Source organism: Aeromonas sanarellii, assembly GCF_000820085.1.
GTDB classification, from domain to species: Bacteria; Pseudomonadota; Gammaproteobacteria; order Enterobacterales; family Aeromonadaceae; genus Aeromonas; species Aeromonas sanarellii.
In genome coordinates this window covers 1-25,914 of the sequence record NZ_CDBN01000025.1, presented here as the reverse complement: position 1 = coordinate 25,914, position 25,914 = coordinate 1, and the positions used below count along the sequence as shown (strand labels likewise).

At 51.4% G+C, this 25,914-nt stretch carries 26 protein-coding genes; 20 read left to right on the top strand and 6 right to left on the bottom strand.

Annotated elements, in window-relative coordinates; all coding sequences use genetic code 11:
• The first annotated feature begins 525 nt into the window (after positions 1-525).
• Genes flaB through BN1132_RS05625 form a run of 6 tightly spaced genes read left to right on the top strand, consistent with a single transcriptional unit; the run spans position 526 to position 6,161 of the window.
• Entirely contained in the window at positions 526-1,431 is a 906-nt protein-coding gene (gene flaB, locus BN1132_RS05650) for a flagellin B (RefSeq protein ID WP_042075804.1), read from the top strand.
• 41 nt (positions 1,432-1,472) lie between these two features.
• A complete protein-coding gene (locus BN1132_RS05645) occupies positions 1,473-1,898 on the top strand; it encodes a flagellar protein FlaG (RefSeq protein WP_042075802.1) in 426 nt (141 codons plus the stop codon).
• A 30-nt stretch (positions 1,899-1,928) separates the two neighbouring features.
• Complete coding sequence (gene fliD / locus BN1132_RS05640) at positions 1,929-3,320, top strand: flagellar filament capping protein FliD (protein WP_042075801.1); 1,392 nt, start codon at positions 1,929-1,931, stop codon at positions 3,318-3,320.
• A gap of 37 nt (positions 3,321-3,357) precedes the next feature.
• Complete coding sequence (fliS, locus tag BN1132_RS05635) at positions 3,358-3,780, top strand: flagellar export chaperone FliS (RefSeq protein ID WP_042075800.1); 423 nt, start codon at positions 3,358-3,360, stop codon at positions 3,778-3,780.
• Complete coding sequence (locus BN1132_RS05630; RefSeq protein ID WP_042075798.1) at positions 3,780-4,073, top strand: hypothetical protein; 294 nt, start codon at positions 3,780-3,782, stop codon at positions 4,071-4,073. The genes fliS and BN1132_RS05630 overlap by 1 nt, the downstream gene beginning before the upstream one ends.
• Positions 4,074-4,079: 6 nt before the next feature.
• Positions 4,080-6,161: a motility associated factor glycosyltransferase family protein gene (locus BN1132_RS05625; protein WP_042075796.1), complete on the top strand. Its 2,082-nt coding sequence runs from the start codon at positions 4,080-4,082 to the stop codon at positions 6,159-6,161.
• Between the two features lie 47 nt (positions 6,162-6,208).
• On the opposite strand, the gene BN1132_RS05620 is transcribed toward BN1132_RS05625, so the two are convergent.
• The 5 genes from BN1132_RS05620 to pseF are packed head-to-tail and all read right to left on the bottom strand — an operon-like array spanning position 6,209 to position 10,724.
• On the bottom strand, positions 6,209-6,451 hold the full coding sequence (locus tag BN1132_RS05620) for a hypothetical protein (RefSeq protein ID WP_042075795.1): 243 nt from the start codon (positions 6,449-6,451) through the stop codon (positions 6,209-6,211).
• Positions 6,448-7,737: a motility associated factor glycosyltransferase family protein gene (locus tag BN1132_RS05615; protein ID WP_042075792.1), complete on the bottom strand. Its 1,290-nt coding sequence runs from the start codon at positions 7,735-7,737 to the stop codon at positions 6,448-6,450. The genes BN1132_RS05620 and BN1132_RS05615 overlap by 4 nt, the downstream gene beginning before the upstream one ends.
• Positions 7,730-8,776, bottom strand: a complete 1,047-nt coding sequence (gene pseI / locus BN1132_RS05610; RefSeq protein ID WP_042075791.1) for a pseudaminic acid synthase — start codon at positions 8,774-8,776, stop codon at positions 7,730-7,732. The genes BN1132_RS05615 and pseI overlap by 8 nt, the downstream gene beginning before the upstream one ends.
• A 6-nt stretch (positions 8,777-8,782) precedes the next feature.
• Entirely contained in the window at positions 8,783-10,039 is a 1,257-nt protein-coding gene (pseG, locus tag BN1132_RS05605) for a UDP-2,4-diacetamido-2,4,6-trideoxy-beta-L-altropyranose hydrolase (protein WP_042075790.1), read from the bottom strand.
• Entirely contained in the window at positions 10,029-10,724 is a 696-nt protein-coding gene (gene pseF, locus BN1132_RS05600; protein WP_042075822.1) for a pseudaminic acid cytidylyltransferase, read from the bottom strand. Before pseF ends, pseG begins: the two co-directional genes overlap by 11 nt.
• A 164-nt stretch (positions 10,725-10,888) precedes the next feature.
• Between pseF and BN1132_RS05595 the strand changes: the two genes are divergently transcribed.
• The 14 genes from BN1132_RS05595 (at position 10,889) to BN1132_RS05550 (ending at position 24,840) form a co-directional block, all read left to right on the top strand.
• On the top strand, positions 10,889-11,425 hold the full coding sequence (locus tag BN1132_RS05595; protein ID WP_042075787.1) for a GNAT family N-acetyltransferase: 537 nt from the start codon (positions 10,889-10,891) through the stop codon (positions 11,423-11,425).
• Positions 11,422-11,655: an acyl carrier protein gene (locus BN1132_RS05590; protein WP_042012685.1), complete on the top strand. Its 234-nt coding sequence runs from the start codon at positions 11,422-11,424 to the stop codon at positions 11,653-11,655. Before BN1132_RS05595 ends, BN1132_RS05590 begins: the two co-directional genes overlap by 4 nt.
• A complete protein-coding gene (locus BN1132_RS05585; protein WP_042075786.1) occupies positions 11,655-12,404 on the top strand; it encodes an SDR family NAD(P)-dependent oxidoreductase in 750 nt (249 codons plus the stop codon). The genes BN1132_RS05590 and BN1132_RS05585 overlap by 1 nt, the downstream gene beginning before the upstream one ends.
• Positions 12,401-13,759, top strand: a complete 1,359-nt coding sequence (locus BN1132_RS05580; RefSeq protein ID WP_084202610.1) for an AMP-binding protein — start codon at positions 12,401-12,403, stop codon at positions 13,757-13,759. The genes BN1132_RS05585 and BN1132_RS05580 overlap by 4 nt, the downstream gene beginning before the upstream one ends.
• Positions 13,756-14,811 carry a LuxE/PaaK family acyltransferase gene (locus tag BN1132_RS05575; protein ID WP_042075785.1) on the top strand — a complete coding sequence of 352 codons (1,056 nt, stop codon included), beginning with the start codon at positions 13,756-13,758 and terminating at the stop codon, positions 14,809-14,811. The genes BN1132_RS05580 and BN1132_RS05575 overlap by 4 nt, the downstream gene beginning before the upstream one ends.
• On the top strand, positions 14,790-15,995 hold the full coding sequence (locus BN1132_RS05570) for an acyl-CoA reductase (RefSeq protein WP_042075784.1): 1,206 nt from the start codon (positions 14,790-14,792) through the stop codon (positions 15,993-15,995). The genes BN1132_RS05575 and BN1132_RS05570 overlap by 22 nt, the downstream gene beginning before the upstream one ends.
• A 330-nt stretch (positions 15,996-16,325) precedes the next feature.
• Positions 16,326-17,894, top strand: a complete 1,569-nt coding sequence (locus BN1132_RS19375) for a glycosyltransferase family 61 protein (protein WP_084202609.1) — start codon at positions 16,326-16,328, stop codon at positions 17,892-17,894.
• 324 nt (positions 17,895-18,218) lie between these two features.
• On the top strand, positions 18,219-19,274 hold the full coding sequence (locus tag BN1132_RS19370; RefSeq protein ID WP_084202612.1) for a CDP-glycerol glycerophosphotransferase family protein: 1,056 nt from the start codon (positions 18,219-18,221) through the stop codon (positions 19,272-19,274).
• A gap of 2 nt (positions 19,275-19,276) precedes the next feature.
• Complete coding sequence (locus tag BN1132_RS05565; protein ID WP_042075783.1) at positions 19,277-19,801, top strand: adenylyl-sulfate kinase; 525 nt, start codon at positions 19,277-19,279, stop codon at positions 19,799-19,801.
• Positions 19,802-20,371 carry a hypothetical protein gene (locus BN1132_RS05560; protein ID WP_042075782.1) on the top strand — a complete coding sequence of 190 codons (570 nt, stop codon included), beginning with the start codon at positions 19,802-19,804 and terminating at the stop codon, positions 20,369-20,371.
• The gene (locus BN1132_RS19365; RefSeq protein WP_084202608.1) at positions 20,358-21,083 is read left to right on the top strand and encodes a formyltransferase family protein; all 726 of its coding nucleotides are present in this window, start codon (positions 20,358-20,360) and stop codon (positions 21,081-21,083) included. Before BN1132_RS05560 ends, BN1132_RS19365 begins: the two co-directional genes overlap by 14 nt.
• Positions 21,080-23,452 carry a PEP-utilizing enzyme gene (locus tag BN1132_RS05555; RefSeq protein WP_042075781.1) on the top strand — a complete coding sequence of 791 codons (2,373 nt, stop codon included), beginning with the start codon at positions 21,080-21,082 and terminating at the stop codon, positions 23,450-23,452. Before BN1132_RS19365 ends, BN1132_RS05555 begins: the two co-directional genes overlap by 4 nt.
• Positions 23,453-23,469: 17 nt before the next feature.
• Positions 23,470-24,078, top strand: coding sequence for a gamma-glutamyl-gamma-aminobutyrate hydrolase family protein (locus BN1132_RS19360; RefSeq protein ID WP_244462913.1), 609 nt, complete (start codon positions 23,470-23,472; stop codon positions 24,076-24,078).
• Between the two features lie 6 nt (positions 24,079-24,084).
• The gene (locus tag BN1132_RS05550) at positions 24,085-24,840 is read left to right on the top strand and encodes a phosphocholine cytidylyltransferase family protein (RefSeq protein WP_042075779.1); all 756 of its coding nucleotides are present in this window, start codon (positions 24,085-24,087) and stop codon (positions 24,838-24,840) included.
• Between the two features lie 874 nt (positions 24,841-25,714).
• On the opposite strand, the gene BN1132_RS05540 is transcribed toward BN1132_RS05550, so the two are convergent.
• The coding region (locus BN1132_RS05540) for an integrase core domain-containing protein (RefSeq protein WP_042075775.1) at positions 25,715-25,914 on the bottom strand (200 nt) is incomplete at its 5' end.

Sequence of the window (25,914 nt, the reverse complement as noted above, 5' to 3'; positions counted from 1 at the left end):
CTAAAGAGAAGTTCTCTTATTGGTATACCCCTCGAGTGTTGCCCAGATCGTTCACTCTGTCATCCTCGAGGTTGTTCTCCTGAGCGTAAGCTCTTCTTTGGCCGACTTTGTCGGCCTTTTTTATGGGCGCCAGAAACCTGGCGGCAAAAGTAATAAGCATAATTTGTGCCAACTAAAATGGTGATCTTGGCTTTTATGGAGGGGACCAATAGCACAGATGAAGAAGGGCGCAGTGATCATGGCTTCTACTGCCGTTTCCGTCTCGGGCGGACAATGCTTGCCACTTTGCTGAGCATTGCGGCAATAAATTTCCTAAAGCTTTCGAAGGGGCTGCCGTTACAGAGTGTGAAGCAAATTGAGGGGTGTTCGGAAATCCAACATTTGCGCAACTGCGGGTCCGATGTACGTTCAAACAGAGGGCCCGCCAGATGGAGCAGTCCGTTCAAACTGTCCATCTGAACGGTGGGATCCTGACTGTATCGACAGCAGAGCCCGCAGTTTCTTGTTCATCAGGAGAGATCTTTTATGGCTATGTATATCAATACCAACACATCATCATTGAACGCTCAGCGTAACTTGATGAACACCAATAAATCGTTGGATACTTCTTACACCCGTCTGGCCTCCGGTCTGCGCATCAACACGGCAAAAGACGATGCGGCGGGTCTGCAGATCTCTAACCGTTTGACCTCCCAAGTCAACGGTCTGGACCAGGGGAACCGTAACGCCAACGACGGTATCTCCGTTGCCCAGACCGCTGAAGGTGCCATGGATGAAATCACTTCCATGCTGCAACGTATGCGTACCCTGGCCCAGCAATCTGCCAACGGCTCCAACAACTCCGATGACCGTAACGCACTGCAGCAGGAATACGATCAACTGACCACGGAGATCGATCGTATCTCCAGCGATACCACGTTTGGTGGCCAGAAGCTGCTGGATGGTAGCTACAAAGGGTCCTTCCAGGTGGGTGCAGATGCCGGTCAGACCATCACCTTCAAGATGACCTCAGCTTTCACCATCAGCGGTATCGCCTCTGCTACCAAGGGCAGTGCGACCGTCGCGACAGGGACAGGGAAAGAGCCGTATAGCGTGACTAATGGAAGCGGTCCTGTAGATGTTGCGAATATGAATTCCATTACCACGGCAAGTGCTGCTCAATCTGCCATGGCGAACTTGGACTTTATGATCAAGGCGGTTGACAGCAAGCGGGCTGAGCTGGGGGCGGTACAGAACCGATTCGATTCCACTATCCGTAACCAATCCAACGTTTCCGAGAACCTGAGTGCCGCTCGTTCTCGTATCCGCGATGCGGACTTTGCGACCGAAACCGCCAACATGACCAAACAGAATATCCTGCAACAGGCTGCCTCCAGCATCCTGGCCCAGGCCAACCAGCGTCCACAATCAGCCCTGTCTCTGCTCGGCTAAGGTCGTCAGCCTGACAGGCTAATTGAAATGGGAGAGAGAAGATGACAACAGAACTGGGCAACTTGTCATCTGCCAGTGGCTCTTCCGTACAGCTAAGTGACAAGAGCGGCCAAGTGGCCGCTCAATTGCTTTCTGGCGGGGTGGAAGATGCCGGCGCTGCACATCAGCAAGGCAAACAAGGGTCAAAGCAGTTGACGCCTTCGATGCAACAGAGCCAAGCAGATATTGAGAAACAGGTACAGAACTTGCAGGAGTTCGGTCAATTACAGGGATGGACGGTCAATTTCAGCGTGGAGAAAGAGCTTGAGCAGGTAGTGATCAAAGTCATGGATGCTGAGACGAAATCAATGATCCGTCAGATCCCTAGTGAAGAATTGATTGCTATCAACAAGCGGATCCAGGCTTTACGCCAAGGAGAGGCCGGAGCCAATCCCAGGATAGGTTTGTTGTTCGACAGCGAGATATGAACCGGTCATCGTGAATGAGGAGGCAAGACAATGGCAACGATAACGTCGGCAGGTGCCGGGTCTGGTATCAATCTGGAGAGTGTAATTTCCGCCAGTCTGGACGCCAGAAAGGCACAGATCCAGCAACCGATCATTACCAAGAAGACAAACGCCCAGATCACTCTGTCTGGAGTGGGTCAGCTAAAATCAGCCATTGCTTCTTATGTCACTTCCCTCAAAGAGATGGCTAAGACGGATGCGTTCAACAAGCGTGCCGTCAACATCACTCAGGACAAGGACAACCCTGTCCTCAAGGTGGAGAGCAAGGCTGGCTCCTCCAATGGTCAGTACAATATCACCGTCAATAAACTGGCAACGACCAGCAAGTTTGAAGGGACCTTTGACAGCTCCACCGATCCCCTGATCACCGAAGATGGCACCCTGACCTTCAAAGCCGGGGACAAGACGTTCTCCGTGGATGTCAAAGCCGGTGATTCGCTGCAGAGCGTACGCAAGAAGATCAATAACCATGGTGATAACTTCGGTCTGACAGCCAACATCATCAACACCTCGGATGGCAAGGCCAAGCTGGTGATGGATTCTGGTGTGAGCGGCACTGGCAAGGATCTGCAGATCAGTGGCAACACGACCGGCCTGAGCAACTTTGCCTCCTCCTTGACTCAAACCCAGCCCGCAAGCAGTGCCGAGATCAGTGTCGATGGCAGCACGTTGACCAGTGATACCAATACCTTCGATGGCACCATCATGGGCTTGAAAGTCACAGTGCTGCGTGAGTCAGATAAAGAGACTGATGGCACCAAGAAATCCAACAAGGTAGATATATCGACCGATAAAGATGGCATCAAGGCCATGGTCAAGAGCTTTATCGATGGCTATAACAGCCTGGTGAGCAAGACAGAAGCCTTGGGCAAGCGCAATACCATGGTGGCTGGTCAGAGCAAGGATGATGGAGGGGCTCTCGCTGGTGACTCGGTTACTCGCAGTGTGACCAACCTGATGAGTAATACCATCATCTCTCCTTCTGATAATTCGAGTACCTTCTCCACTATTTTCCAGCTGGGTGTGAAGATGGACAACAAGGGAGTTCTCTCCCTTGATAGTGAGAAGTTTGATGAGGCGCTGGACAAAAACTTTGAGCAGGTTGTCGCCATCTTTGGTGGTGAGAATGGGGTTGCGGGTAAAATGGCCACAGCACTGGAAGATTACTCCAAAACTGGCGGTTTACTGGCTCAGCGAGAAGACTCGCTTAATGCAGATCTACGTACCCTGGCCCAAAAAGAAGCGGATGCTTCTGCTCAACTGGTGAAATATGAAGCCAGTTTACGTGCGCGCTATGGTGGCCTGGACACCCTGCTGGCCAAGATGAATCAATCAGCGTCTTACTTGAGTCTTATTAATACCTCTGGCTCTTCATCTTCCTGATTAATCTCCATCACAATCCCGCATGAGGGGAGTTGTCATGTATCGCAAAAATATAAAAGCCTATACCACTCAAAATTTGCAGGCCGAGATGGCGGTAGCGGATCCTTACCGTGTTATCCAATTGATGATGCAAGGTTGTGTCGAACGTCTTGCCCAGTCAAAAGGGGCGATCGAACGCAAAGATTTCGAAGGCAAGTCCGTCGCTATTTCAAAGTGCATGGCGCTCATCAATGGCTTGCAGGATGCGTTGGATCTCTCATATGGCAAGGTGCCGGAAGATCTGTTTGCCCTCTATGACTACATGAAGCAGCGTTTGCTGGATGCCAGCCGTAATATGGATCCTGCTCCTTTGGATGAAGTCGGTCAGCTGATGTTGACCATCAAGAGCGGCTGGGATGCCATTCCGGTAGAAGAGCGAGCGCAAGCACTTGCCCGCCAGCAATCGGAGAAGGTCGAGTGATGTCTATTGACCTAGCGGAGCTCCATGCCCTGGGTGAAAGGATCCGCAGCATTCTGACGATGAGTCCTCTCAGCGAGATTGAAGCTTTGATGGATACATATTTGGCTGGATTGGATGAGCATATTGGCGGGGTGGGAGCACGGGATCTTAAAAGTGAGCAGCGGCAAGTGTTGTTGCAGTTCAAAGAGTTGTTGGCCTTGGTGGAAAGAGAGAGAAGCCAAACAGAAACCGAGCTGTTGAGTCTGTCGAAGGCTGGGCGAGCTACCGAGTTGTATAAGAAACACGCAGGATAACGATTGATGGATATCGCACAGAAGATTGGCGAAGTAGAGGCAGAGCTTTCTCGGCTGGGTCAGCAACATGAACAAGAAGCGGCGATGGCCCAGATGTTGCCAGTACGCTTTCAAGAGAACATGGATGCTTTCAAGAAGTACATGCCAGATATTCATGACTTTTTCGTGGATTATCAATCGGCGCGTCCATTTCGCTTCTTCTGCAATGAAAATGGCATTCCCAATATTCTGTGGCTGGATACGGAAATGGCTCTCTATGGTGAAGATCCCTTCGCCGATGCACTGGCCCAAATTACTGAAGTGCTCGACCAGAGTACCTTGCAATGTATCGACTTCGCCTCACAGTGGTATTTTGACGATCAAATCCATATCAAGTACAACAATGAAATTTCAAAGCTGAAGCAGAGAGCTAACCAGGGCAGCCCACTGCTCAAAGATGCACTGCATACGGATATCCCCTTATCATTGATGTATGGCATAGGACTGGGTTATCAACTGGGCTATCTTTACGAGCGATGCAAGGTAAGGAATTTATTTGCTTTTGAACCAGACCTTGATCTGTTCTATGCATCCTTATTCTGTTTTGATTGGCATGCCTTGCTGACATATATGGAGCAAGAGTTCCTGACCTTGCATTTATTCATCGGTGTTGATGAGAAATTGCTGGCTGCGGACATGATGGAGGCCTTGCATCGCAAAGGAGCTTTTTGGTCTGCTGCATATTTTTCCTTCCGTCACTACCACTCCCCCAAGTTGGATACACTTATCCAGCAGGTCGAAAATGAATTTTACCTGCTCAGAACCGGTTGGGGGTTTTTCGACGACAACGTGTATGCATTGGCCCACAGTCATACACACCTTCAAGACGGTACCCCGTTCTTGAAACGAGAGCGAGATACCGGGTTGGCTGCGACCTTGCCTGTTTTTGTGGTAGGCAATGGCCCTTCACTGGATCAAAGTATCGATTTCATCCGGCAACATCAGCATCAGGCCATCATTATTGCCTGTGGCACGGCGGTGAGTGCGCTCCACAAGGCCGACATTAAGCCAGATATTTATGTTGCCGTAGAACGAACCAAGAGTTCGGCAGATTTCCTGCGTATTCTGAATGCAGACGACTTCATCAAAGACTGCGTCTTTCTGAGTGTGGATGTCATCCATCCGGAGTGCAAAGGCTTCTTCCGCAAAACGGGGATCGCGTTCAAACCCAATGAACCCATGTACAAAATATTGTCCACCCGTTTTGGATCTGAATTTGAGTTCGAGGCTATTCAATACTCCAACCCCTTTGTGGGAAATACAGGGCTAAATTATGCAGCGCTGTTGGGGTTCAAAGAAATATATCTGTTTGGTATTGATAATGGCTATAAGTCGGCGGATAAACATCATTCCAAATTGAGCCTTTATTACAATGATAAACAAGAGGCAAAATACCAACAAAACCTGAAGGATACCTTTCCTGCTCCGGCCAATTTTGGCGGAGAAGTTCGGATAAACCATCTGTTTGGGCTGGCGATCCATAATATGGAACAGGTGTTAGCCACTTCTCCTGAGGTGCATTGCATCAACAGTAGTGATGGTGCTTATATCGAAGGGGCTTGTCCTCTGCGTGTAGAAACATTGACGCCGAGATGGTCTGCTATTGACAAGCACGCCGTAGTTGATGAGCTCATGACTAATTGCTTCCAACCATTTGATGTGACCAGCATTGATTTCCAGGCTGCCATCAACGTGCCGTTGTTCCATGAAATAATCGAGAAGTTGCGCTATGACTGGCAGAGTGTGGATCGTGAACATAATGCCATCCAACTGATGATGCAACGACATCACGATTACTTGCTCTATCTTTTGATGAGCAAAGAGGGGCATTTGTATCGGGTCTTAATTGGCTCGCTTAACTATTTCTACGCCAACATCATCAGCCTGATGCTTGCAGAGATGAATAGTGATGGGGCTGGGCTTGCCGAAAAACTGGGCGTTGCCATCGGCATTCTGGAGCAGTTCTTTGATGATGCGAAGAGCATCTATGCTGATGCCCTAGAGCGGCATGATACTGCCTATTTTGTGGGATTGAACGTATTCAAATAGGCATGCAGGAGAGGGCCTGAACATTGATCACAGGCCCTCTTGTCCTCTTATTTTATCGAGTCCAACAGCATCACGAGTTCACCTTCCAACCAGTCGGCCAATCCCAGCCAGTCACCATGTTCCTGACAAGCCAGCATGGCTGCGACAATGGTGGCGATATTCGCATGTTGCGACACAGGAACTGTGGTAAGTACTTTCTCAATCAAAACAGGCAAATGCTGTGCACTTTCCAGATGATGACCCAGTCGGAAGCGCTGGGCCAGGTTGATGCATTCTTGTCGTCGATTCATGACACAAACTCCGGATGGTAACGACTCCCCAGGATCGCGGCTCCATCACGGCTGGTATTCCAGAAACGAATCTGCGGATGCTTGGCTATGTAACGTTCCAGCTCAATCTGATAGGTGGTGAAATTGGGGTTTGTGACCACTCGATGACCGTGGCCATCCAGCGTCCAGCCGAACGTCTGGTGAGCGGTTGGCCCGAGTGCGCCATCCTGCCAGCCTGTGTGGGTCTGCCCACCCGGAAAAGCGAAGTCGCAACCCAGCAGGATGATATCGCTGCAACCCATCTTGACGGCGAGATCGACAGCAGGATGAAGGACACTACCGCCTTGATGCAGTACCCCTTTAGGCTGTGTCTCGCGCAGATCCTGATACATGGGACTGATGGAGTATGCGGTGAGTCTTGGCCCGGGCCAGCTGTTCAATGTGGCGTTAGGTACCATGGGGGTATAAACCAGCGGCACTGTGATGAGGCCGTCGCTGGCCAGATGATCTTGGGCCAAGCGATCGTCGATGCAGACGACCAGATGAGGGGTGATGTGATGCTGCCTTAACGGCGCCACTGCGGTATCAACACAGATCAGTTGCCATTTTGGATGGCAGTGAAGCAATGCTGCCAGTCTGGGAAGATGGTGCTGCAGTGTCGGGCCACTGGCGATGATCACTGCCGTCCCGTGAGGGGCCGAATCAAACAGGCTGGCGACGTCACCGTCCGCACGGATCAGTGGCAGGTTTTCAGCGAGCCGGGTCTGAACACGCGCTGAGTCCGGTGCGAACCTCAACTTGGTATACTCGGCAGATATTTCACTGATCAATCTGCCACGGATGCGGCTGGCTGCTGTCTCAGCCAGCTCCAGTTCACTCGGTATGGCGAAGAAGGGCAGTGTGATTTCAGTTTCATCACTGGCCAGACTGAGTTGGAGCCTGGGATCCTGTAGCCACTTCCATTCCAGCAATGCTAGGAGCAGTGTAAACAAGGTGTGGTTCAGAATGTGAATATGTAGTCGTTTCAGATCAGGGCGGGCCAGTAAAAGGGGAGGCAGATCCCCAAGGCCAGTCCCATAGAGATGCAGTTCGCGAGCATTCGGCAGACTGTTGGCCTGCAGTTGTGCCTCTGCCTCCCGGTCGTGGCGGCTGGTGAGTTGGATGCCATTGACCAGCAGGGTGCTGCCGCTTCCCTCGCAAAGCTCCACTTGAAAGTCGCCCAGCTGGGCCGTCGCCAAGGCACCTGCCAGCGTCGGCCAGCGTGCTTCGATGATCGCAAGCTGATGGAGGAGGAGTTCTTCATTCATCGCATGCAACCCATACCCAGCTCAGTGGTTGATTGGCGCTCATATCACGGGTGACCCGCTTGCCGAGCAGTCGATCGTAATCGGCAGGAGGGAGGCCGAGGGCGGGACGCACCGATTTGATATGCTCGGTGGTGAGACGCTCCCCTGCTGCAATATCCTTGATCAGGTAGAGGGAGCGGCGAAATTCGCGATTGGTCTGCTCGCTCTGGGTGAGTTTATAGTCAGCTACCCCCAGGGCGGCGTGGGCCGTGTTGACCGAACGTATCAACTCGGCCAATTCGTCGGGCTCCATGGAGAAAGCACAATCCGGTCCGCCGTCGGCGCGGGCCAGGGTGAAGTGCTTCTCGATGAGGGTCGCCCCGAGGGCGGTGGCAGCAATGGCGGTTGCGGAGCCTAAGGTGTGGTCCGAGAGCCCGACTTCAACGCCAAAACGTTGGCGCAACAGGGGGATGGTGCGCAGGTTGTACTCGGCTGCAGGTGCCGGATAGCCGCTGACGCAGTGCAGCAGGGCCAGCTGGCCGTTGCCGTGCTTGAGTGCCATCTCGACCGCGGCGGCGATCTCGGCCTCGTTCGCCATGCCGGTGGACATGATGAGTGGCTTGCCGGTCTGGGCGGCGTAGCGGATGAGGGGCAAGTCCACCAGCTCGAAGGAGGCGATCTTGTAGGCCGGGCAGTCGAGGGATTCCAGCAGATCCACCGCGCTGAAGTCGAACGGACTGCTGAAGACCGTCAGCCCCAGCTCGCGCCCCTTGGCAAACAGGGCCTGATGCCACTCCCAGGGGGTGTGTGCCCACTGGTAGAGATCGTACAGGCTGTGACCATCCCAGAGACCGCCGTGGATCTGGAATTCGGGCCGATCGCTTCTGAGGGTGATGGTGTCGGGCCGATAGGTCTGCAGCTTGACCGCACTGGCCCCGGCCTCCTTGGCGGCGGTCATGATGGCCAGTGCACGCTCCAGGTTGCCGTTGTGGTTGGCCGACAGCTCGGCGATCACAAAGGGAGCCTGTGCCGGGCCGATGGATTGATGGGCGATCTGCATCTGTGTTCAGACTCCTGTGCCAAGTTGCCAGCCTTGCGGCGCCGGTTGCCAGGGGGCAGGGGGCGCTATCTGCGGTGGCTCGGCAAGATAGAGGGGAAATTGGGAGAAAATTGTCTGCAAGCGATGTGCCAGCTCTTGCCACTCCGTGGGTTGAAGTGGCCGGGCGGCCTGCCATGTCAGCCGCTGACCGTTCAGGGTCAGGGTGAGCAGTGGCTGGTCATCATGAAGTAATTGCCACTGTTGACCACCCGGTAACAGCTGATAATCCGATTGTTGCAACAACCAGGCGGTGAGCCGATCCAGTCCCAACCCGTCCACCTGTTGCTGGCCGCGGCGGTGGTAGTCGTCTGACTGTTGTTCCAGCCGTTGCAGAGCCTGCAGCAGCCGCTCAGGCTCGGCCAGCTCGCTCAGGGTCAGCCGCTCGGCCAGCTGAAAGCGGGCGATCACTTGGTCGTTGAACTGCTGGTTGTCGACGATGGGCACCGCCAGGGTCGGCAGGCCGAGACAGGCCCGCTCCCAGGTCATGCCGCCGGCGGCGCCGATGGCGAAGTCGTGCCGGCTCATCAGGTCGGCCATCTGGTTGCTCTGGCGCAGCAGCGCCAGGTCGAGGCCGGCCAGCTCAGCCACTCTCTGTTCCAGCTCGGGCCAGAAGGGATTTGCCCCGCCAGCCACTAGGGTCCAGCGGATGGTTCGGGCCCATGGCAGTCGAGCCAGCGTGTTGAGGGTCGTGAGGCAGGCTCCGGCCGGATCAGCGCCGCCAAAGCAGACAAGCCCCCGTTGCCACTGACTGGCGTGTGGCCGCGCCAGCTGGCGATAGGCGGGGCGCAGCAGGGCATAGTCGGTGCCCAGCAGCAGCCGGCAGCCGGCGTGGGTGAGCGGCTGGTAATCGGCGGCGCGGCGCAAGGGGCCCTGATCCAGCAGCAGTTGGCAGTGGTGCGGCCGGTCGGCCAGATCATCGATCACCAGCACGCGGCCGCAGTGGGCGGCCAGCTGGGTTTCGAGCCGCTGGTCAATCTGGTAGTGATCGAACACCAGCCAATCGGGCTGCAAGCCAGGCAGCGGGCCGGCGTCATCGAGCGCGCTCAGGGGATGATGGTGATGGGACCGCAGCAGCGCCAGCAGGTGCGCCGGTAGCTGATGGCAGAGAAAGTGGCACTCGGCCCCGGCGGCGTGCAGCCGATCGGCGATGGCCAGGCAGCGCATCAGGTGGCCCAAGCCGATATCGGCGCCGGCGTCGAGCCGGAAGGCAACCTTAAACGTCATCTTGGGCCAGTACTTGATAGAGCAGTTCGGCCAGGTGCCAATCTTCCGGCGTGTCGATGTCGACCACTCTGTGCCGCGGCAGTATGTGGCCAACCCCTTCTCCCCCCACCGGGCTGATTCCCCCCAGCCAGGCCGCGCGGCTGCCCCAGTAGAACTGGCCGGCATCCTGATAGGCGGGCTCCAGATCCTGGGAGCGTTTCGCCATCTGCTCCGGCCAGAACGGCGTGACCCTGCCTTGCGCATCCATGCGCACCGCCCGCTGGATCGGGAAGCCGAATTCGGCCACCGTGTAGACGAAGGGGGCCTTGCTGGCGAGCAGGCGGTCGTGGGCGGCGCGCAGGTCGGCAGCCTGGATCAGCGGCACGGTGGCATAGATGCAGCAGTAGTGCTCTGCCTGGATGCCGAGCTGGTCGAGCCGCTGGATGGTGTCGATCACCACAGGGGTGGTACCGGTGTGATCATCGGCGAGACTGGCTGGCCGCAGAAATGGTACTTCCGCGCCCAGTTGACGAGCGACTTCGGCAATCTCCTCATCATCGGTGGAGACCACCACCTTGCTGAAACAGCCAGATTGTTGCGCCGCCTGGATGGCATAGGCGAGCATGGGCTGACCACAGAAGGGGAGGATATTCTTGCGTGGAATGCGTTTGCTACCACCCCGGGCCGGGATAATGGCGATGGCCATGATGGGTTCTCTCTGCTGGATCAATGACTGGCCAAAGCCAGGATAATCGATGACAACTCTTTGATTATTTTTGATATTATACTGGTTTTTCTGCTTGTATTATCGATTTTTGCTACGGAATGGCAGCCGTGTAGTCGATAAGAGAGACAGGTCATGGAAACTGGATGGCGTTGAAGATGAGTTATGGCGTTGAGTTACGCCCGATAGCGCCGTGGGATCTTCCCGCCTTGCGGCGTTGGCGCAATCAGGATGAGGTGCGAATGCAGATGGTATCCCAGACGCGTATTTCGCCACGGCAACAGCTCCAATGGTTCGCTGCCACCCGTGAGCGGCGGGATCAGCAGCACTGGGTGCTCTGGTGCAAGGGCGTGCGAGCGGGTTACGTCAATCTGAAAGGTGAGTGTCAGGATGCGCTACAGGGGCAGGCGGTCGCCGATGCGGGGCTCTATCTGGGCAACTCAACCGTGCGGCATCCCATGTTGGCCGTTGCTGCTGCCTTATCTCAGCTTGATCAGGGTTTTGATGAGTTGCACATCGGTTGTATCCGCACTTTGGTTCGGGAGAACAATCGCTCGGCCCTGCGCTTGAATGAACAACTGGGTTACCGCCAGATAGGGCAAGAGACCGGATTTTTTGCTTTGGAACTGCGGCCTGCTGATTACTATGCCGCCCGTGAGCGGTTACGGAGATTTTTCAGATGACAATCGCATTGGAACAAGTTTTTGCCGAGGCGCTGGGTATCGATATCGGCAGCGTCAGCGATGGGCTCGCCTACAACAGTATCCCGCAGTGGGATTCTGTCGCCCACATGGGGCTGATTGCCCAGTTGGAGGATAACTACGGCGTGCTGCTCGACACCGATGACATTATCGACATGAGTTCGGTCGGCAAGGCGCGCGAGATCCTGGCCAAGTACGGGGTCGCTTTCTGATGCAGGGGCTGTTGCAGGGCAAACGTGTGTTGATCACCGGTGCCGGGCGTGGCATCGGTCTTGCCATCGCCCGCCAGTTTGCTTCTCAGGGGGCTGAACTGTGGCTGGGAAGCCGTGATGAGGTGACGATGAGCCAGCTGGCGACCGCGATTGGTACCGAGTTTGGCGTGCCCTGCCAGCCTCTCTGTTTTGATGTGGCTGATCCGTCGGCGGTCAAGCAGGCTTTTCAGCAGCTGTTTGCTCAGACTCGTCAGCTGGACGTGTTGGTCAACAATGCCGGCATGCTGGAAGAGGCGTTATTGGGGATGGCGAACCAGACCCATCTGCAAAAGACATTCAGCAACAATACCTTTAGCGTGATCTACTGCAGCCAGTATGCCGCCCGCCTGATGCAGCGCAGTGGTGGCGGCAGCATCATCAATCTTGCCTCCCTGATGGGGCAGGTGGGGGCTGCCGGGCTCAGCTGCTATGCCGGCAGCAAGGCGGCGGTGATCGGTATTACCCAGTCACTGGCCAAGGAGCTGGCTGCCAGCCAGATCCGTGTCAATGCGATTGCTCCCGGTTTTATTGATACCGATATGGCGCATGCCATCCCGCAAGAGAAGTTTGCCGAGCGGGTGGCCAGCATTGCCATGGGGCGGATTGGCACGCCAGATGAAGTGGCCAAAGTGGCCCTGTTTCTCGCGTCCGACTTGTCGAGTTATGTGACCGGGCAGGTAATTGGGGTCGATGGGGGGATGGTGATTTGAACCGGCCTGATTTGTTGACGCATCTGGTTGACGACAATGACGAGCCCGCCTGGCGAGACCCGCAAGAGGGGTGGCTCAGTTATGGTGAACTAGCCCGGCGTGTGGCGCAGTTGGCCACCACCTATCCTGTCGGTCGTCATTTGGTCTACCTGCCATTTGTGACGTCAACCCTGCATCTGCTACACTACTTGCTGGCCCTGCGTGATGGCCACGCCATCATGTTGGCCGATCCTGCTCAGGATGCCCAGTTGCACCGTGAACAGTGCCTGCGTTTTGGTGTCAGCCTGCGGGTATTGGAAGATGGGGCTGTTGCGTATCTTGGCGATGCGCCCTCACTTCACCCTGAACTGGCCATGCTGCTGCCAACATCGGGCAGTACCGGCTCCAGCAAATGGGTGCGATTGTCGCGCACCAATCTTGATGCAAATGCCGCGGCTATCTCCGAATATCTGGCGCTGAACGGGGGGGAGCGCGCCATCACCTCGTTGCCACTGTTTTACTCCTTTGGTATGTCGGTGCTCAACAGCCATCTTTTGGCTGGCGCCTCGCTGGTGTCATGCACTGCCAGCCCCCTTGAGCGTCAATTCTGGGATGAGGTTAATCGTCATCAGGTCACCAGTGTGGCAGGGGTACCGTTTACCTTTCAGATGCTAAACCGCTTGCGTTTTGACTGGGCCCGCTATCCCAGCCTGATGACACTGACCCAGGCTGGAGGACGACTTGAGGCAGCACTGGCAAAGCAATTTGCCGAACAGGCAGCTGCGCTGGGACGCCGTTTTTTCGTGATGTATGGCCAGACCGAAGCGGCACCGCGCATTGCCTGGCTGGCGCACGATGAAGTGATGATTGCCCCGGATGCCATTGGCCGTGCCGTACCGGGCGGGCGCCTCTCTTTGCGTCATGAGTCCGGCTTTCCCGACGGGGAGGGGGAGTTGGTTTACCAAGGGCCAAATGTGATGCTTGGCTATGCGGAGCGCACTGAAGATCTGGCGCGTGGGCGTGATATGGATGCGCTCTTTACTGGCGATCTGGCTCGTTGCGACGAGGCGGGCCGATTTTATCTGACCGGGCGGCTCAACCGTTTCCTGAAGCTGTTTGGTAAACGGGTGAGCTTGGCTGAAGTGGAGGCATGGTTGCAGGGGAGGGGCTATTCCTGCGCCGCGACCGGCCGCGATGATCGCCTGTTGGTAGCCATCGAGGCAGACGTGTGCCCCAGTGATGCACTACAGCTGGAGCTGGCCCGCTGGCTGATGGTGCCGCCATCAAGCGTTCGCATTTATCGGCATCATTTGCCACGACGCAGCAATATGAAGATTGATTATCCTGCCCTGTTAACACAACTGGAGCAGCTATGAACAGGCTGTTTGATGCGCCGGTTTTCGGGCTGCCCCAACGTGAAAAAAGTGGGCTGCTCCTTGCTCGCCTGAATGAATTGACGCAGCGCCATGCGCAGGGGTGCCCAGCCTTTGCCAATATTCTGACGGCGTTTGGCTGGGGTCAGGCTTCGACGTACCAAGAGCTTCCCTATCTGGCCGCCCGCCTGTTCAAATTGGCCCAATGGCAGAGCGTGCCGCAAAAAGAAGTATTCAAGGTGCTCACCTCGTCGGGCACCACGGGGACGCCGTCACGCATTGTGCTGGATCGGGATACAGCCGCGTTGCAGAGCAAGGTGCTGGTGAAGATCCTGCAAGAGTTCGTCGGCAAGCAACGGCTTCCCATGCTGCTGGTGGAGCAACCCGCCCTGATTCAAAACCGCAGCGGTTTTTCCGCCCGCGGCGCCGGTGCGCTGGGGCTCTCTTTCCTTGGCCGAGACCATACCTATGCCCTCGACGAGCAGATGCGGCCCAACTGGCCGGTCATCGAGGCGTTTTGTGACAAATATGCGGGCCAGCCGGTCCTGCTGTTCGGTTTCACCTTTATGGTGTGGCAATGTCTGCTGGAGCCGCTGCGTGAGCGAGGTCTGCAACTGCCGTTGACGCAGGGCGTGCTTTTTCACAGCGGTGGCTGGAAGAAGCTGCAACACCTCGCGGTGGATAATCCGGCTTTCAAGCAGCGCTGCCATGAACAGCTGGGGCTGAGTCGGGTGCATAACTTCTATGGCATGGTGGAGCAGGTGGGGTCGGTGTTTGTCGAGTGCGAACAGGGCCATCTTCATGCTCCCCTTTTTGCCGATCTGCTGGTGCGGGATCCGCTGACTCATCGACCGCTCGGGGTCGGCCAACCCGGCTTGCTGCAGGTGATCTCTGCCATTCCCCAAAGTTATCCTGGCCACAGCCTGCTGACCGAGGATCTCGGCGTGCTGCTGGGGGAGGATTATTGCCCCTGCGGCCGTCGTGGCCGTTATTTCCATGTATCAGGACGTCAGCAAGGCGCCGAGGTGAGGGGATGCAGCGACACTTTCCAGTGAGCCGATCAGATGTAGAAGATGCCATCTGGCAAGCGGGGCCAGAGGTCGCTTTCGTGGCTCCCGTCAGCGGTTGGCAAGGTTTTGTCATTCGCCCGTTGCCAAGCTTTGCGCCCGTCATCTGCGACTTTGTGGCTGCGCTCTCTGCACGTCTGCTGAAGGAGGGGCGAGAGAACCCGGATCTGGCCGCTTTTGGCTTTTGGTTGCGGCCGCGCCAGATTGAGGTACAGCGCAAACGCATGGCAGGGCGTGCACCCTTGGGGATGGTTTTTCATCTGGTCCCCTCCAACGTGCCGACCGTCGCGTTCTACTCCTGGATCATGGCGCTGCTGATGGGCAATGGGTCCGTGGTACGTCTCTCATCGCGCATCGACCCGGTGCAAGAGGCCATGCTGGCCATCCTGAACGAGCTCTTCTCTCTGCCCGAGTGGCAAGAGATTGCCTCCCGTACCCGTTTTATCCGCTATGACCACGACGAGGGCATCACCGCCTGGCTGTCGGCTCGGTGTCGGCTTCGTATTATCTGGGGAGGTGATGAAACCATCAGCCGAGTACGGGCTATTCCGCTCTCACCCCGCGCTCAGGAAATCGTGTTTCCGGATCGCCGCTCCATGGCGGTGTTGGATCGCCAATGGCTCGCCAACCTGGATGCTGCTGCGTGGCGGCAAGTGGTCGCGGCTTTGCAACAAGACTTTACCCGTTTCAATCAACAAGCCTGCGCGTCCCCCACCACCATTTGCTGGTTGGGCACTCCCACCAGTGCGTTGCGCCGTTGTCTGCTCGAAGGGATCTTCGCCCCATTTGCAGATAATCCCTCCCTGATGATGGAACGCCTTATCAATAGTCAACAAAATGCCGCCCATGATGGCCAGATGAAGCTTGACACCTTCTCTGGCGTCACCTTATTGACTCCCACCGCCTCTTTGCGGCTTGTACACATCGGAGGAGGTACAGTCGCCGAATTTGTTGCCGATACCCTTGATGAGTTGCTGCTACAGCCTTGGGATATGCAGACCTGTGTCTGGGTTGGCCCGGATAAAACACAGCTTGAGCATGCGCTCCTGGTATCGCCAGGTTGTCGTATCGATAGGGTGGCAAGTCCGGGACAGGCGCTGGCATTCGAATGGCTCTGGGACGGTATCGATATGCTAGCCGCCTGTAGCCGTCGGCTTGCCCGCATTGAATAGTGGATTCCAGGTCACATAAATCAAGTCATATCAATCAATTAGCTTGTTCAGGCACAGCTCTTGCCGTAAATATTACCATGAAGGGCAGGAAGGGTTGACAGAGACCGTGCGGTAGCCTTGTCAAAAAATATTAAGATGATACATCCTAGATTTCTGGCCGTATTTTTTCGGGAGTTTTCTATTTTTAATTTATTGTTGTAGTAATTCATTTGAGGGTTTTATGTCACCATAGGTTGGTGATATGTTAAAACTTCGTAGGTTAATGTCGTTGAGACAATTAGTCAATAATCAACAATATAATGGTTTTATAGTAACTCAGGATCGTGAGATATGAATATCTGGCCTTTTGTAAAAAGACAAAAAGTCTTAATATTTGGTGTGGGATCTGGAGGGGTTTCGTTTTTTGATAGAAATAAAGATAGATATGAAGTAATAGGTTTCTTAGATAATGGTAAATGTAAACACGGTAGTTTGGTTCGTGGTATACCTGTTCATGCACCAAAAGATATAAATTTATTGGTATATGAGAGAATCATTATTGCTAGTGATTATTATAGAGAAATCTATGATCAACTGGTAAACGATATTGGTATAGATGAGGGGAAGATAGATTTCTTTTTTGATGAGCGATACCAGCATTATAGATGGTATAATAAAACATTAAAACATTTTAATGTTTTATTAATGGAGTTGGTGTGTAAAGATGTTTTCTTGCTATCAGCACTATCATTTAAAATATATAAGTACCTCAGTGGTGAGAGGCTATCTCGTTTAACTCTAAGGTGGCTTGATGAACTGGATGAGAATAAAATACACTGTTTCCGTCCAGCTGAGTCAGCTATGGTCTATGGCCCAAATTTTATCAATGGTTTCTGCCAAAATAAAAGAATTGTATTGCCAGAGGTTTCACTTTACAGATTTAGTGATGCGGAAGTAAGATCAGTATCTCGTACGCTTAAGCTGTCTGATGGTAAAATTATCTTAGAGCGGGTACCAACGGCAGAAACAAAAAATGCAGATTATCGTTCATCAAAGGTTGCGTATCATGGTAATGTGTACGCATTAGTTAGAGATACTGAAGAAATTACTGATATCTCAGCTGGTATATTGATTAATGGCTTTAGTGAAACAAATTACTATCACTTGCTTTTGGAAGTACTTAGCCAGCTCCAGTTTATTGAAGAGATACCTGATATTTTTTCAAAATATCCAATCTTGTTACCAGCCTATTGTCAAAAAATCCCTGCAATAGCTACATTTATTGAAAGCGTTCTGTCCGATAAAGATATCATTTATCTTCACACAAAAGAAAATTATCTGGTTTCTGATCTGTTATATATTAATATGCCTAATGCATTGGTGCCGAATTTAAAATTAAATGCGAAAAGTGATGTTGATAATTCTTTTGTTCGTCTGGAATCATTGCAATATATTCGTAAAGTGGCATATGCCCTATGCTCGGATAGGGGTTTGATTGATTTACCTAAGAGAATATTTTTAGGGCGAAAGCCTGGATTAAGATCTTATAATCAGACTCAACTTGTTAACGCTCTATCTAAGTATCACTTCACTTGTATATATCTCGAGGATCTTGATTTCTGTCAACAAGTAGAGTTAATGGCGAATGCAGAGCTTATCGTGGGTCCAACGGGTGCTGCCTGGGCAAATATTATATTTGCAAAGCCTGAGGCTAAAGCTCTCTGTTGGATGGCTGAGGAATGGGGTGATTTATCATGTTTTTCCAATTTATCATCCACATTAAATATTGATATGCAATATCTAACTTATACCGCAGGTACTTCTGACTCTCGTGAGCTTTACTCTCGCAAGTATTCCATTCCTGTAGAAGAAGTTGTTAATTGGGTTGAACTCAAAGTTAATGCTAACTCAGTAGGTTGAAAAGTGATAGTTAATTTGTTGTGATGGCTGAGAGAAAATATTCATCTCTTTGAAATAGGCGTTATCAAGAATCATCAGACCGGAGTTGGTTTTTTATGTGTTGCCAAATTCCTAGCATAACTTGATGCAATGTGATATATGAAACATGCTCAATTTTCAGTGGGTTCCAATAGGATAACATTCACTCCTTATTGAGTATGATGCCATCCGGAACATCGAGTAGTTTTTATCCTCTAATCCTGTCATTGCCACTCTGTCCAACCATGAGTGAACATTTGCATGATGAAGCTCTCAACCTGTTAGATGACTTCTGTGGGTGAAGATATGAATCAGAGTTTTAGAAAATTGGCCTTCTTCGTACATACTGCAGAAATGGTTAATCATTATCAGTCGGTTTGGCATTTGCTGGGTGCTGATGAGTTTGATGTGTTGCTGCACGGTTCACCAGCTGAAATACACGAAAACAAAGCCCTGATAGAGGGATTAGGCTATCGTTGCTATACCACCTATTTCATTATCGCCCAGGGTTATCAATACGATATTGTAGTATCCAATCACAGTATGTTTCCCTACGCAGGCAGGCCCCTTATACATGTATTGGGGAAGCGGAGAGTACGATTTATGTATGCCTTGGGTAAAGCCAGGCACAATTTTTCCAGTTGGAATCAAGACTACGATCTTATTCTTTGTTTTGGTCCATGGCAGGATGCTAAGCTGAAAAAATGTTGCTCTGCAGTTACTTTTCAAATGGGTTATCCACGATATGACGCTTACTTTCATACACATGAGGGCAAATATCAAATATACGATGAGCTCGGACTCGATAGGTCAAAAAAAACTGTCCTTTGGTTGCCAACATGGCTTGAGTTAAGCTCTTTACCAGACTATGCCGATGTGATGTCGTCTCTTTGTAACCAATACAATGTGATTGTAAAAACACATCCTCTTTCTGCCACAAATGAGCCGGAATCGCTGAAGCCACTAGAGCACTACGGCTTTACCAAGGTTATTACCAATGTGTATGATAATATAAAGTTGTTTTATTGTAGTGACTATGTTTTTTGTGATTATGGCGGAACCCCATTTGGTGCACTTTATCTGGATAAAAATTTATTATTACTAAATTTACCTGGTGCTGAGCACAATGATCTTACCGGAGAAGATTCCCCAGATATTAACTTACGGCAAGATATTGTTAGTGTCGATATTGAGAATCGTTGGCATATTCCATCGTTACTAGCTGATGAGTCATTATGGGAAATGCAAAAGATACAGCGGAAGAATCTGCGAAGTTTATATTTCTCTCCCAGTTATGGATTTTCTTCAGAGCTAGCTGTTTTGGCATTAAAAAATATAGAGCGGTTACTAATTCAAGGATAAAAATGGTTATTTGGTTGTGTGGGTTATCTGGTGTTGGCAAGTCCACCATCGCTTCAGCCTTGTTTGAAAGGCTTAAAATTATAAGACCTGATACCGTATTGGTAGATGGTGACTGTATACGTGCGCTGTTTGAACATCAGAATGAAAACAAGGATTATTCATTGAGTGCACGCCGTGTCAGTGCGCAGCGGATACAGAATATTTGTCACTGGCTTGATGCCCAAAATATATTGGTAGTTGCTGCTAGTATTGCTATGTTTGATGATATCAATCAGGCTAATAGAGACATTTTTTCACAGTACTTTGAAGTGCACATTCACGCCGATATTAAGACGTTGGCCGAGCGGGACAATAAGGGCTTGTATCAGTCAGCTTTGAGAGGGGAGCGAAGAGATGTACTTGGCATTAATATACCATACCTGCCACCTTCATCTGCAGATCTTCGCATAGAGAACAGTTTTAACCCTGCCGATGTCGATGAGTATGTCAATCGGATTCTTACCCTTGTCGATATTGGGAGAATATAGATGAAGATTGAGTCGAGCTATCCCTATGTTACTGATAACAATCTGGAACACATTCAAAGTTATCAATATTCCTCTTGGCTCGGTGATGCCTTTATTGTGGCCTTTTACCAACAGCGACAAACCTTGTTGCAAAGTTTGCCTGAGGCCCGTTGGCTTGTGTTGGATCGTGAGATAAGTCACACCAGTGACAGCCTCTGGCCACTTGTAGTTAAGATGCGGCAGAACCAGTTCCTTAATCATAAGGAATTGGATTGGTTACTGGTATTACTGAGAAAATTTGAAGTCAGCAAGAGACTTTTCGCAGCTTACCAAAGTTCGCCACCTTACAGACAGTGCGATGAATATTATGGTGCTCCGGAACCATATATGTTGCTGGCAGAGCTTGCCTTGAGACAATGGCTGGAGCAGCATAATTCCTATTGGCTCAGCGGGGCGCTCAAGCTGATAGATACACTTTGCTCAATTGTAAATAGCTGCGACACAGTACATCAATCGGGGATTGCTGCATTAATATTGCTTGAACGGCAGCTGATAACAAGCTTGTTGGAGGTGGTCAGTGAACCTTATTAAAGGTATTGTTTTATTGTGCGCTCACACGGCACGCAGCGTAGCTTATGTCCAATCGTTGCACAATGCCGGGTTGGTTCCTGCGGCGGTAATTTTGTACGGCGAACCAGCGGGCATGCCTCAAAGTTCCCGCGATCTCAGTCCTAGAGCCTTGCCTTGGTTTTGTCCTGATCTATCAATAACTGTAGAGCAATCAGTGCTGAATGCCGGCTGGAAGCTGTTCAAGGTTGAGGAAAGAGAGTTGGACAGTGAGTTGCTGCAGCGGGTTATTACATCCCTGTCGCCTGAGGTAGTTGTGTATTCCGGTTATGGTGGTCAATTGGTGCCCATATCATTGCTGGAACAAGTTCCTGTACTGCACATTCATAGCGGCTTGTTGCCACGGTATCGCGGTAGTACCACCCTGTACCATGAACTGCTAGAACATGGTGGTTGCGCCGCAAGCGCAATACTCCTGACTCCAACTATAGATACAGGTCCTGTGGTTGCAACGCGCACATATCCGATGCCGCCAGTCAATATGGATGTGGATTATCTGTACGATAATCTGATCCGAGCCGATTTGTTATTAGCTGTATTACATCATTACCTGCGTGAGGGGGAACTGCCCCCCCCAATGTTTCAAGAAGTCCAGCTGCCTGCTTATTACATTATTCATCCTCTGCTCAAGCATCTTGCGTTAAAGCGGGTGGACAGCCAAAAGGAGTGTTTATGAAGACCCCCCCCTTTGCTTTTGGCACTAAATCCGAAACTCTAGCACGCTTAAAACCATTATTGTTGCAGTCAAGAGTGTTGCCAATGCAGTTTTTCAGTGTGGAATGTTGGCAGAATGCCCCTACTGCTTGTCTACAACAAATTGCGAGCCTCGAATGTGCGCAGGTTGTTATACGCTCCAGCGCCCAACTAGAGGATGGAGCTTCCGATTCGATGGCTGGTGCATTTTTAAGTTGTTTGAATGTACCAGCTGACAATTTGGTATTGCTTAAAAAGTCGATTGATGCTGTGGTTGCTTCCTTTTCCTGTGCGCCGAACCCGCGCAATCAAGTGTTGATTCAGCCCATGCTGACAAATATCCAGATGAGTGGTGTAGTTATGACCCACGATCTGCAGCGTGGTGCGCCATATTATCTCATTAATTACGATGATGAGAGCGGTCAGACAGATACTATCACGGGTGGCTGTGGGGTGGAAAAATCAGTCATGATCTATCGAGAAAGTCATCTGGATGCGATTAGATCGCCACGATTGAGAACTTTGATGCAGGCTTGCCGTGAACTCGAGGGGGTTTGTGGGGGCGTGCCTCTAGATATTGAGTTTGCTATTGATCATCAAGGTCAGGTTTACATCTTACAGGTCAGGCGAATCAGTCTTTATCGGCAGTGGCATCCGGTGACTGAGCGACGGGTTGCGCGCCAGCTGGAACACGTCAAACATTTCTTGGAGCTCCATATGGGGCATAGTGATGGGTTGTATGGTAAGCGTAGTGTGCTTGGAGACATGCCTGATTGGAACCCGGCCGAAATCATAGGCGCCAACCCTAGACCCCTGGCAGTCAGTCTTTATCGGCTGCTGATAACTGACAGTGTATGGCGTGAGGCCCGGGCCGCAATGGGATACCATCATCCACGGCATCAACCACTGATGCTGCTTGTTGGTCAGCATCCCTTTATCGATGTGCGTGCTAGTTTTAACTCGCTTTTGCCTGCGGGATTGTCGGCTGAAGTGGCTACCTTGCTGGTGGATAGCTGGATTGACCGCTTGGTTGATAATCCCCAATGGCATGACAAGGTCGAATTTGACATTGTGCCCACCTGTTTCGACTTCGACTTCGACCAGCAATTTTCCAGTCGCTACTCTGGGCTGCTAAGTGCGGAGCAACTAGTTGAATACCGCACCGCCCTGCTGGATTTAACCAAGCACCTAATTGGCGGGCGAGGGCTTGGCAGTCTGGGCTTTTCGTTAGCGCAGATCCACTGTAGAGAGCAAACACAATATGCACGTGGACGCTTCGCCTACGCCAGACTTGAGTCGGTGCGTGACTTGTTGCTGGAGTGCCGTGAGCAAGGTACATTTCATTTCTCAATCATTGCTCGCCATGCCTTTGTCGCTGAGTCAATGCTGCGCTCGGCTTGCCGCTTAAATGTGCTTGCCCACGACAGAGTTGCATTGTGGAAGACTAGTATCACTACGGTGTCCGGGCAACTGACGGAGGAGTTTCAGGCCGTATGTGATGGCTCAGCTTCGACAGAGGCATTTTTATCGCGATTTGGCCATTTGCGCCCCGGCACTTATGACATTACTTCACTGAGGTATGATGAACGTTCAGATTTGTTTATCGAGAGCGGTCTGACTCAATCGCCGGTGGGTAACAGTGAATTCTGCTGGCAGCCCAGAGAGCTTGCCGGCATGGAGGCCTTGCTAGCCGAAAACTCTTGGGGAATAAGTGCGCAGGATTTTTTTGTCTACGCCTCATCTGCCATCGCAGGTCGTGAATATGCCAAGTTGGTTTTTACTCGCGATTTATCGGATGCACTTGCTTGTCTTACTCTTTGGGGAGCAGAAAATGGTTTGTCCAGAGATGACTTGTCATTTCTCGAGATCGAGCGACTGTTAGCGCTGCTGATATGTCCGATGTTGGATGATCTGGATCGACAATTGTTGAACGAAGTCAGTCATAATAAGTCTCGTTGTGAAGACGCTTCCTTAATCAAACTCAGCCACTTAATTCTCGAACCATCTGAGATATTTGTGGCCCCGATTCACCGAGCTTTGGCTAATTTTATTGGCCAGCAATGTATAGAGGCACCGTTGTTAGTGTTATCAGCCGGTGTCTGTGCGTCCCAGAGTTTCTGCGGAAAACTGGTGTGCATCGAGAACGCCGACCCGGGCTACGACTGGATATTTACCCGCGGCATTGCTGGGCTTATCACTAAGTTCGGGGGGGCCAACTCTCATATGGCTATTCGTTGTGCTGAGTTTGGAATACCTGCCGCCATTGGTTGTGGTGAACAGCTTTATGGACGTCTGCGAACCGGTGCCAAAGGGGTGCTTAATTGTCGTGACAAGTCGGTGACCTTGCTATGAGAAAAGTGGGAATCACCATGCGCAGCAGTAACTCGCCTCATTATCATGAGCCCCGAGATGGTCTGGCTCGGGATTGGTATCGCTTTCTGCAACAAATGAACTGGGGATGGGACTGGGTGTTGTTACCTAATCTCGGCGCACAGAGCGTGGACTACGCACAGACACAGCGTATTGAGGGACTAATTTTAAGTGGTGGAGAGGATATTGGGTCGGATCCTTTGCGGGATGAGAGTGAGCTTGCTCTGCTGAAATATGCAATAACACAGCGCTTGCCTGTACTGGGGGTTTGCCGGGGAATGCAGTTGATACAGTGGTTTTCTGGAGGGGCGCTGGTTGTTGATAGCGGAGAACATCATGTGGCAACTCGGCACACAGTTTCTTTATGCAGTGATTTATCATGGCGTGATGTGAATGAAAAATTGCTCTGGGAGGTCAATTCCTATCATGCCAACCGCATTTCCTTGCCCCTACCAACCTGCTTGCGGGCTCTAGCGATCGATGCGGATGGATATTGTGAGGCTTTTCTTCATCAGAGTATGAAACTGGCTGGGATCATGTGGCATCCTGAGCGTGAAGTATTCTGCCAAGAATTTGATCGGCAACTATGCCAATGGCTTTTTGAGTGAGGTGATATGCAAGCCATAATTTTAGCGGCCGGGCGAGGTTCCCGACTTGGTGCCATGACCGAAAACCAACCCAAACCGCTGGCAAAGCTGGCTGGTAAGCCGTTGATTGAATGGCAGTTGACATCGCTAGCGGCGGCAGGTGTCGATAGCGTTCATGTGGTCTGCGGATATTGCAGTGAAGCCTTGAAGGGCTACGGTAACAACCAAATCATGAACGTCAACTGGGTTAGTTCAAATATGGTCCGCAGCCTGATGTGCGCTGATAGTGTGCTGTCGGCAGCGCCGACCCTTGTCTGTTACGGAGATATTGTCTATCGCCCTGGGATCATCAGAACCTTGATGGCATCTGATGCGCCACTAGCCATCAGCTATGACAAGGAGTGGTGGGCACTCTGGTCGGCCCGGTTTGAGGAGCCCTTATTGGATGCTGAAAATTTCCGACAACATGGTGGTCAATTGAGTGCTATCGGTGAACGGGCTCAGGCTCGAGAGGAGATCGAAGGCCAATATATGGGGTTGTTGAAGTTCACCCCTGAGGGTTGGCAACGAGTATCTGCGGTGTTAGCAGGACTCAGCGCAGAACAAATCAACAAGCTGGACATGACTAGCTTGCTGCGCCTATTACTATCTCACTGTATTCCCATTGCTACGGTTGCCATCTCCGGTGGTTGGGTTGAGGTGGATAATCCATCAGACATAGTTCTGTATGAACGTCGGATTACCGAGCCTAGCTGGAGCCATGACTGGCGTGCTGATGATTAGTGATAAATCTGCTTAGCTCGTTCGAGATCAAAGGTTCTGCGTGCGGTTGGTTGATGAGCTGACCGCCGTTTCAAAATGACAAATAGCTTGTCAATGTCAATCAATGGAATAAATCTACGTGTCATGTAGAGATTGACAACTTCAAAATATTGCTCAACCACATCAAATTTAGCATTCCATATCACCATCATCACCGACACCACCCGTACCTGGCCAGAATACATTATGACTTTCGAAGAATAGGTAACCATCAACATCGAGTAAATTAAAGCATTTAGCTATGTATTCCTCAAAGTTAATTGATAGATTTCCATCTATGGTGCAGTGATTGGCAAGAGAAAAAATGATTTGGTATGTTTTATTTGTTTCATATTCACAAAAATCTAATTGGTGAAAGTGGATGTTGTTTATTCAAAACTCTTGATAAGTTCTTTCAGCGATCAAATTCAAGTAAGGGTTAAACTCTATTGCATCGACGCTTTTTGTTCTTTTAGCTATTTCCACGCTAAAAAATCCATTATTAGAACCTATGTCTAACACCTTATCATCTGAGGATAAATAGGTCTCTATCCGATAACGTCGAAATTGTTCTTCGGTAGGTTTTGCGCCAGCAATACCTATTTCTTCCAGTCCTTGGCAGGGGGAGCCAGAAACATAACTAAAGTTCCAATTATTGATTTATTGGGCGCAAATTGAAAATATTTTATTATGCAGTGATATATACTCCGGCTTTACGAAAAACAGTCAGTATATCTTTGAGTAAATAAAATTGGCGTAATCTCAAAAGAGCATTGGCATCAGTCAGTTCTCCTTCTGTCATTTGTTTGTACAGATCTAGTTATCACCTGACACCGGCCTCAAACCGGTGTCTTGTTTACGCTACTTTAGTGCGCACTTCCTTCGGTATCAATTTCAGACCCTTCTTGAACATGCTGTAAGGCGTCTGTCCCTCCATCATCCTGCCCTGATGTGGCCGCTGGGTGTTGTAGTGTTCCAGGTAGCTATCCAGGTCTGTCTGCATCTGCTCTACCGACTCATACCAGGTCGTCCTCCCCTTGATACGGAAGTGTTCAT

Coding starts and splice junctions, on each gene's coding strand:
- BN1132_RS05630 (WP_042075798.1), top strand. CDS start 3,780: ATGTCTATTGACCTAGCGGAGCTCCATGCCCTGGGTGAAAGGATCCGC.
- BN1132_RS05560 (WP_042075782.1), top strand. CDS start 19,802: ATGAAGATTGAGTCGAGCTATCCCTATGTTACTGATAACAATCTGGAA.
- BN1132_RS05555 (WP_042075781.1), top strand. CDS start 21,080: ATGAAGACCCCCCCCTTTGCTTTTGGCACTAAATCCGAAACTCTAGCA.
- BN1132_RS05645 (WP_042075802.1), top strand. CDS start 1,473: ATGACAACAGAACTGGGCAACTTGTCATCTGCCAGTGGCTCTTCCGTA.
- BN1132_RS19360 (WP_244462913.1), top strand. CDS start 23,470: ATGCGCAGCAGTAACTCGCCTCATTATCATGAGCCCCGAGATGGTCTG.
- fliS (WP_042075800.1), top strand. CDS start 3,358: ATGTATCGCAAAAATATAAAAGCCTATACCACTCAAAATTTGCAGGCC.
- BN1132_RS05615 (WP_042075792.1), bottom strand. CDS start 7,737: ATGAATGAAGAACTCCTCCTCCATCAGCTTGCGATCATCGAAGCACGC.
- BN1132_RS19370 (WP_084202612.1), top strand. CDS start 18,219: ATGAATCAGAGTTTTAGAAAATTGGCCTTCTTCGTACATACTGCAGAA.
- BN1132_RS05570 (WP_042075784.1), top strand. CDS start 14,790: ATGCAGCGACACTTTCCAGTGAGCCGATCAGATGTAGAAGATGCCATC.
- BN1132_RS05575 (WP_042075785.1), top strand. CDS start 13,756: ATGAACAGGCTGTTTGATGCGCCGGTTTTCGGGCTGCCCCAACGTGAA.
- pseF (WP_042075822.1), bottom strand. CDS start 10,724: ATGGCCATCGCCATTATCCCGGCCCGGGGTGGTAGCAAACGCATTCCA.
- BN1132_RS05565 (WP_042075783.1), top strand. CDS start 19,277: ATGGTTATTTGGTTGTGTGGGTTATCTGGTGTTGGCAAGTCCACCATC.
- fliD (WP_042075801.1), top strand. CDS start 1,929: ATGGCAACGATAACGTCGGCAGGTGCCGGGTCTGGTATCAATCTGGAG.
- pseI (WP_042075791.1), bottom strand. CDS start 8,776: ATGCAGATCGCCCATCAATCCATCGGCCCGGCACAGGCTCCCTTTGTG.
- BN1132_RS05625 (WP_042075796.1), top strand. CDS start 4,080: ATGGATATCGCACAGAAGATTGGCGAAGTAGAGGCAGAGCTTTCTCGG.
- flaB (WP_042075804.1), top strand. CDS start 526: ATGGCTATGTATATCAATACCAACACATCATCATTGAACGCTCAGCGT.
- BN1132_RS05595 (WP_042075787.1), top strand. CDS start 10,889: ATGGCGTTGAAGATGAGTTATGGCGTTGAGTTACGCCCGATAGCGCCG.
- pseG (WP_042075790.1), bottom strand. CDS start 10,039: ATGACGTTTAAGGTTGCCTTCCGGCTCGACGCCGGCGCCGATATCGGC.
- BN1132_RS05585 (WP_042075786.1), top strand. CDS start 11,655: ATGCAGGGGCTGTTGCAGGGCAAACGTGTGTTGATCACCGGTGCCGGG.
- BN1132_RS05550 (WP_042075779.1), top strand. CDS start 24,085: ATGCAAGCCATAATTTTAGCGGCCGGGCGAGGTTCCCGACTTGGTGCC.
- BN1132_RS05590 (WP_042012685.1), top strand. CDS start 11,422: ATGACAATCGCATTGGAACAAGTTTTTGCCGAGGCGCTGGGTATCGAT.
- BN1132_RS19375 (WP_084202609.1), top strand. CDS start 16,326: ATGAATATCTGGCCTTTTGTAAAAAGACAAAAAGTCTTAATATTTGGT.
- BN1132_RS05620 (WP_042075795.1), bottom strand. CDS start 6,451: ATGAATCGACGACAAGAATGCATCAACCTGGCCCAGCGCTTCCGACTG.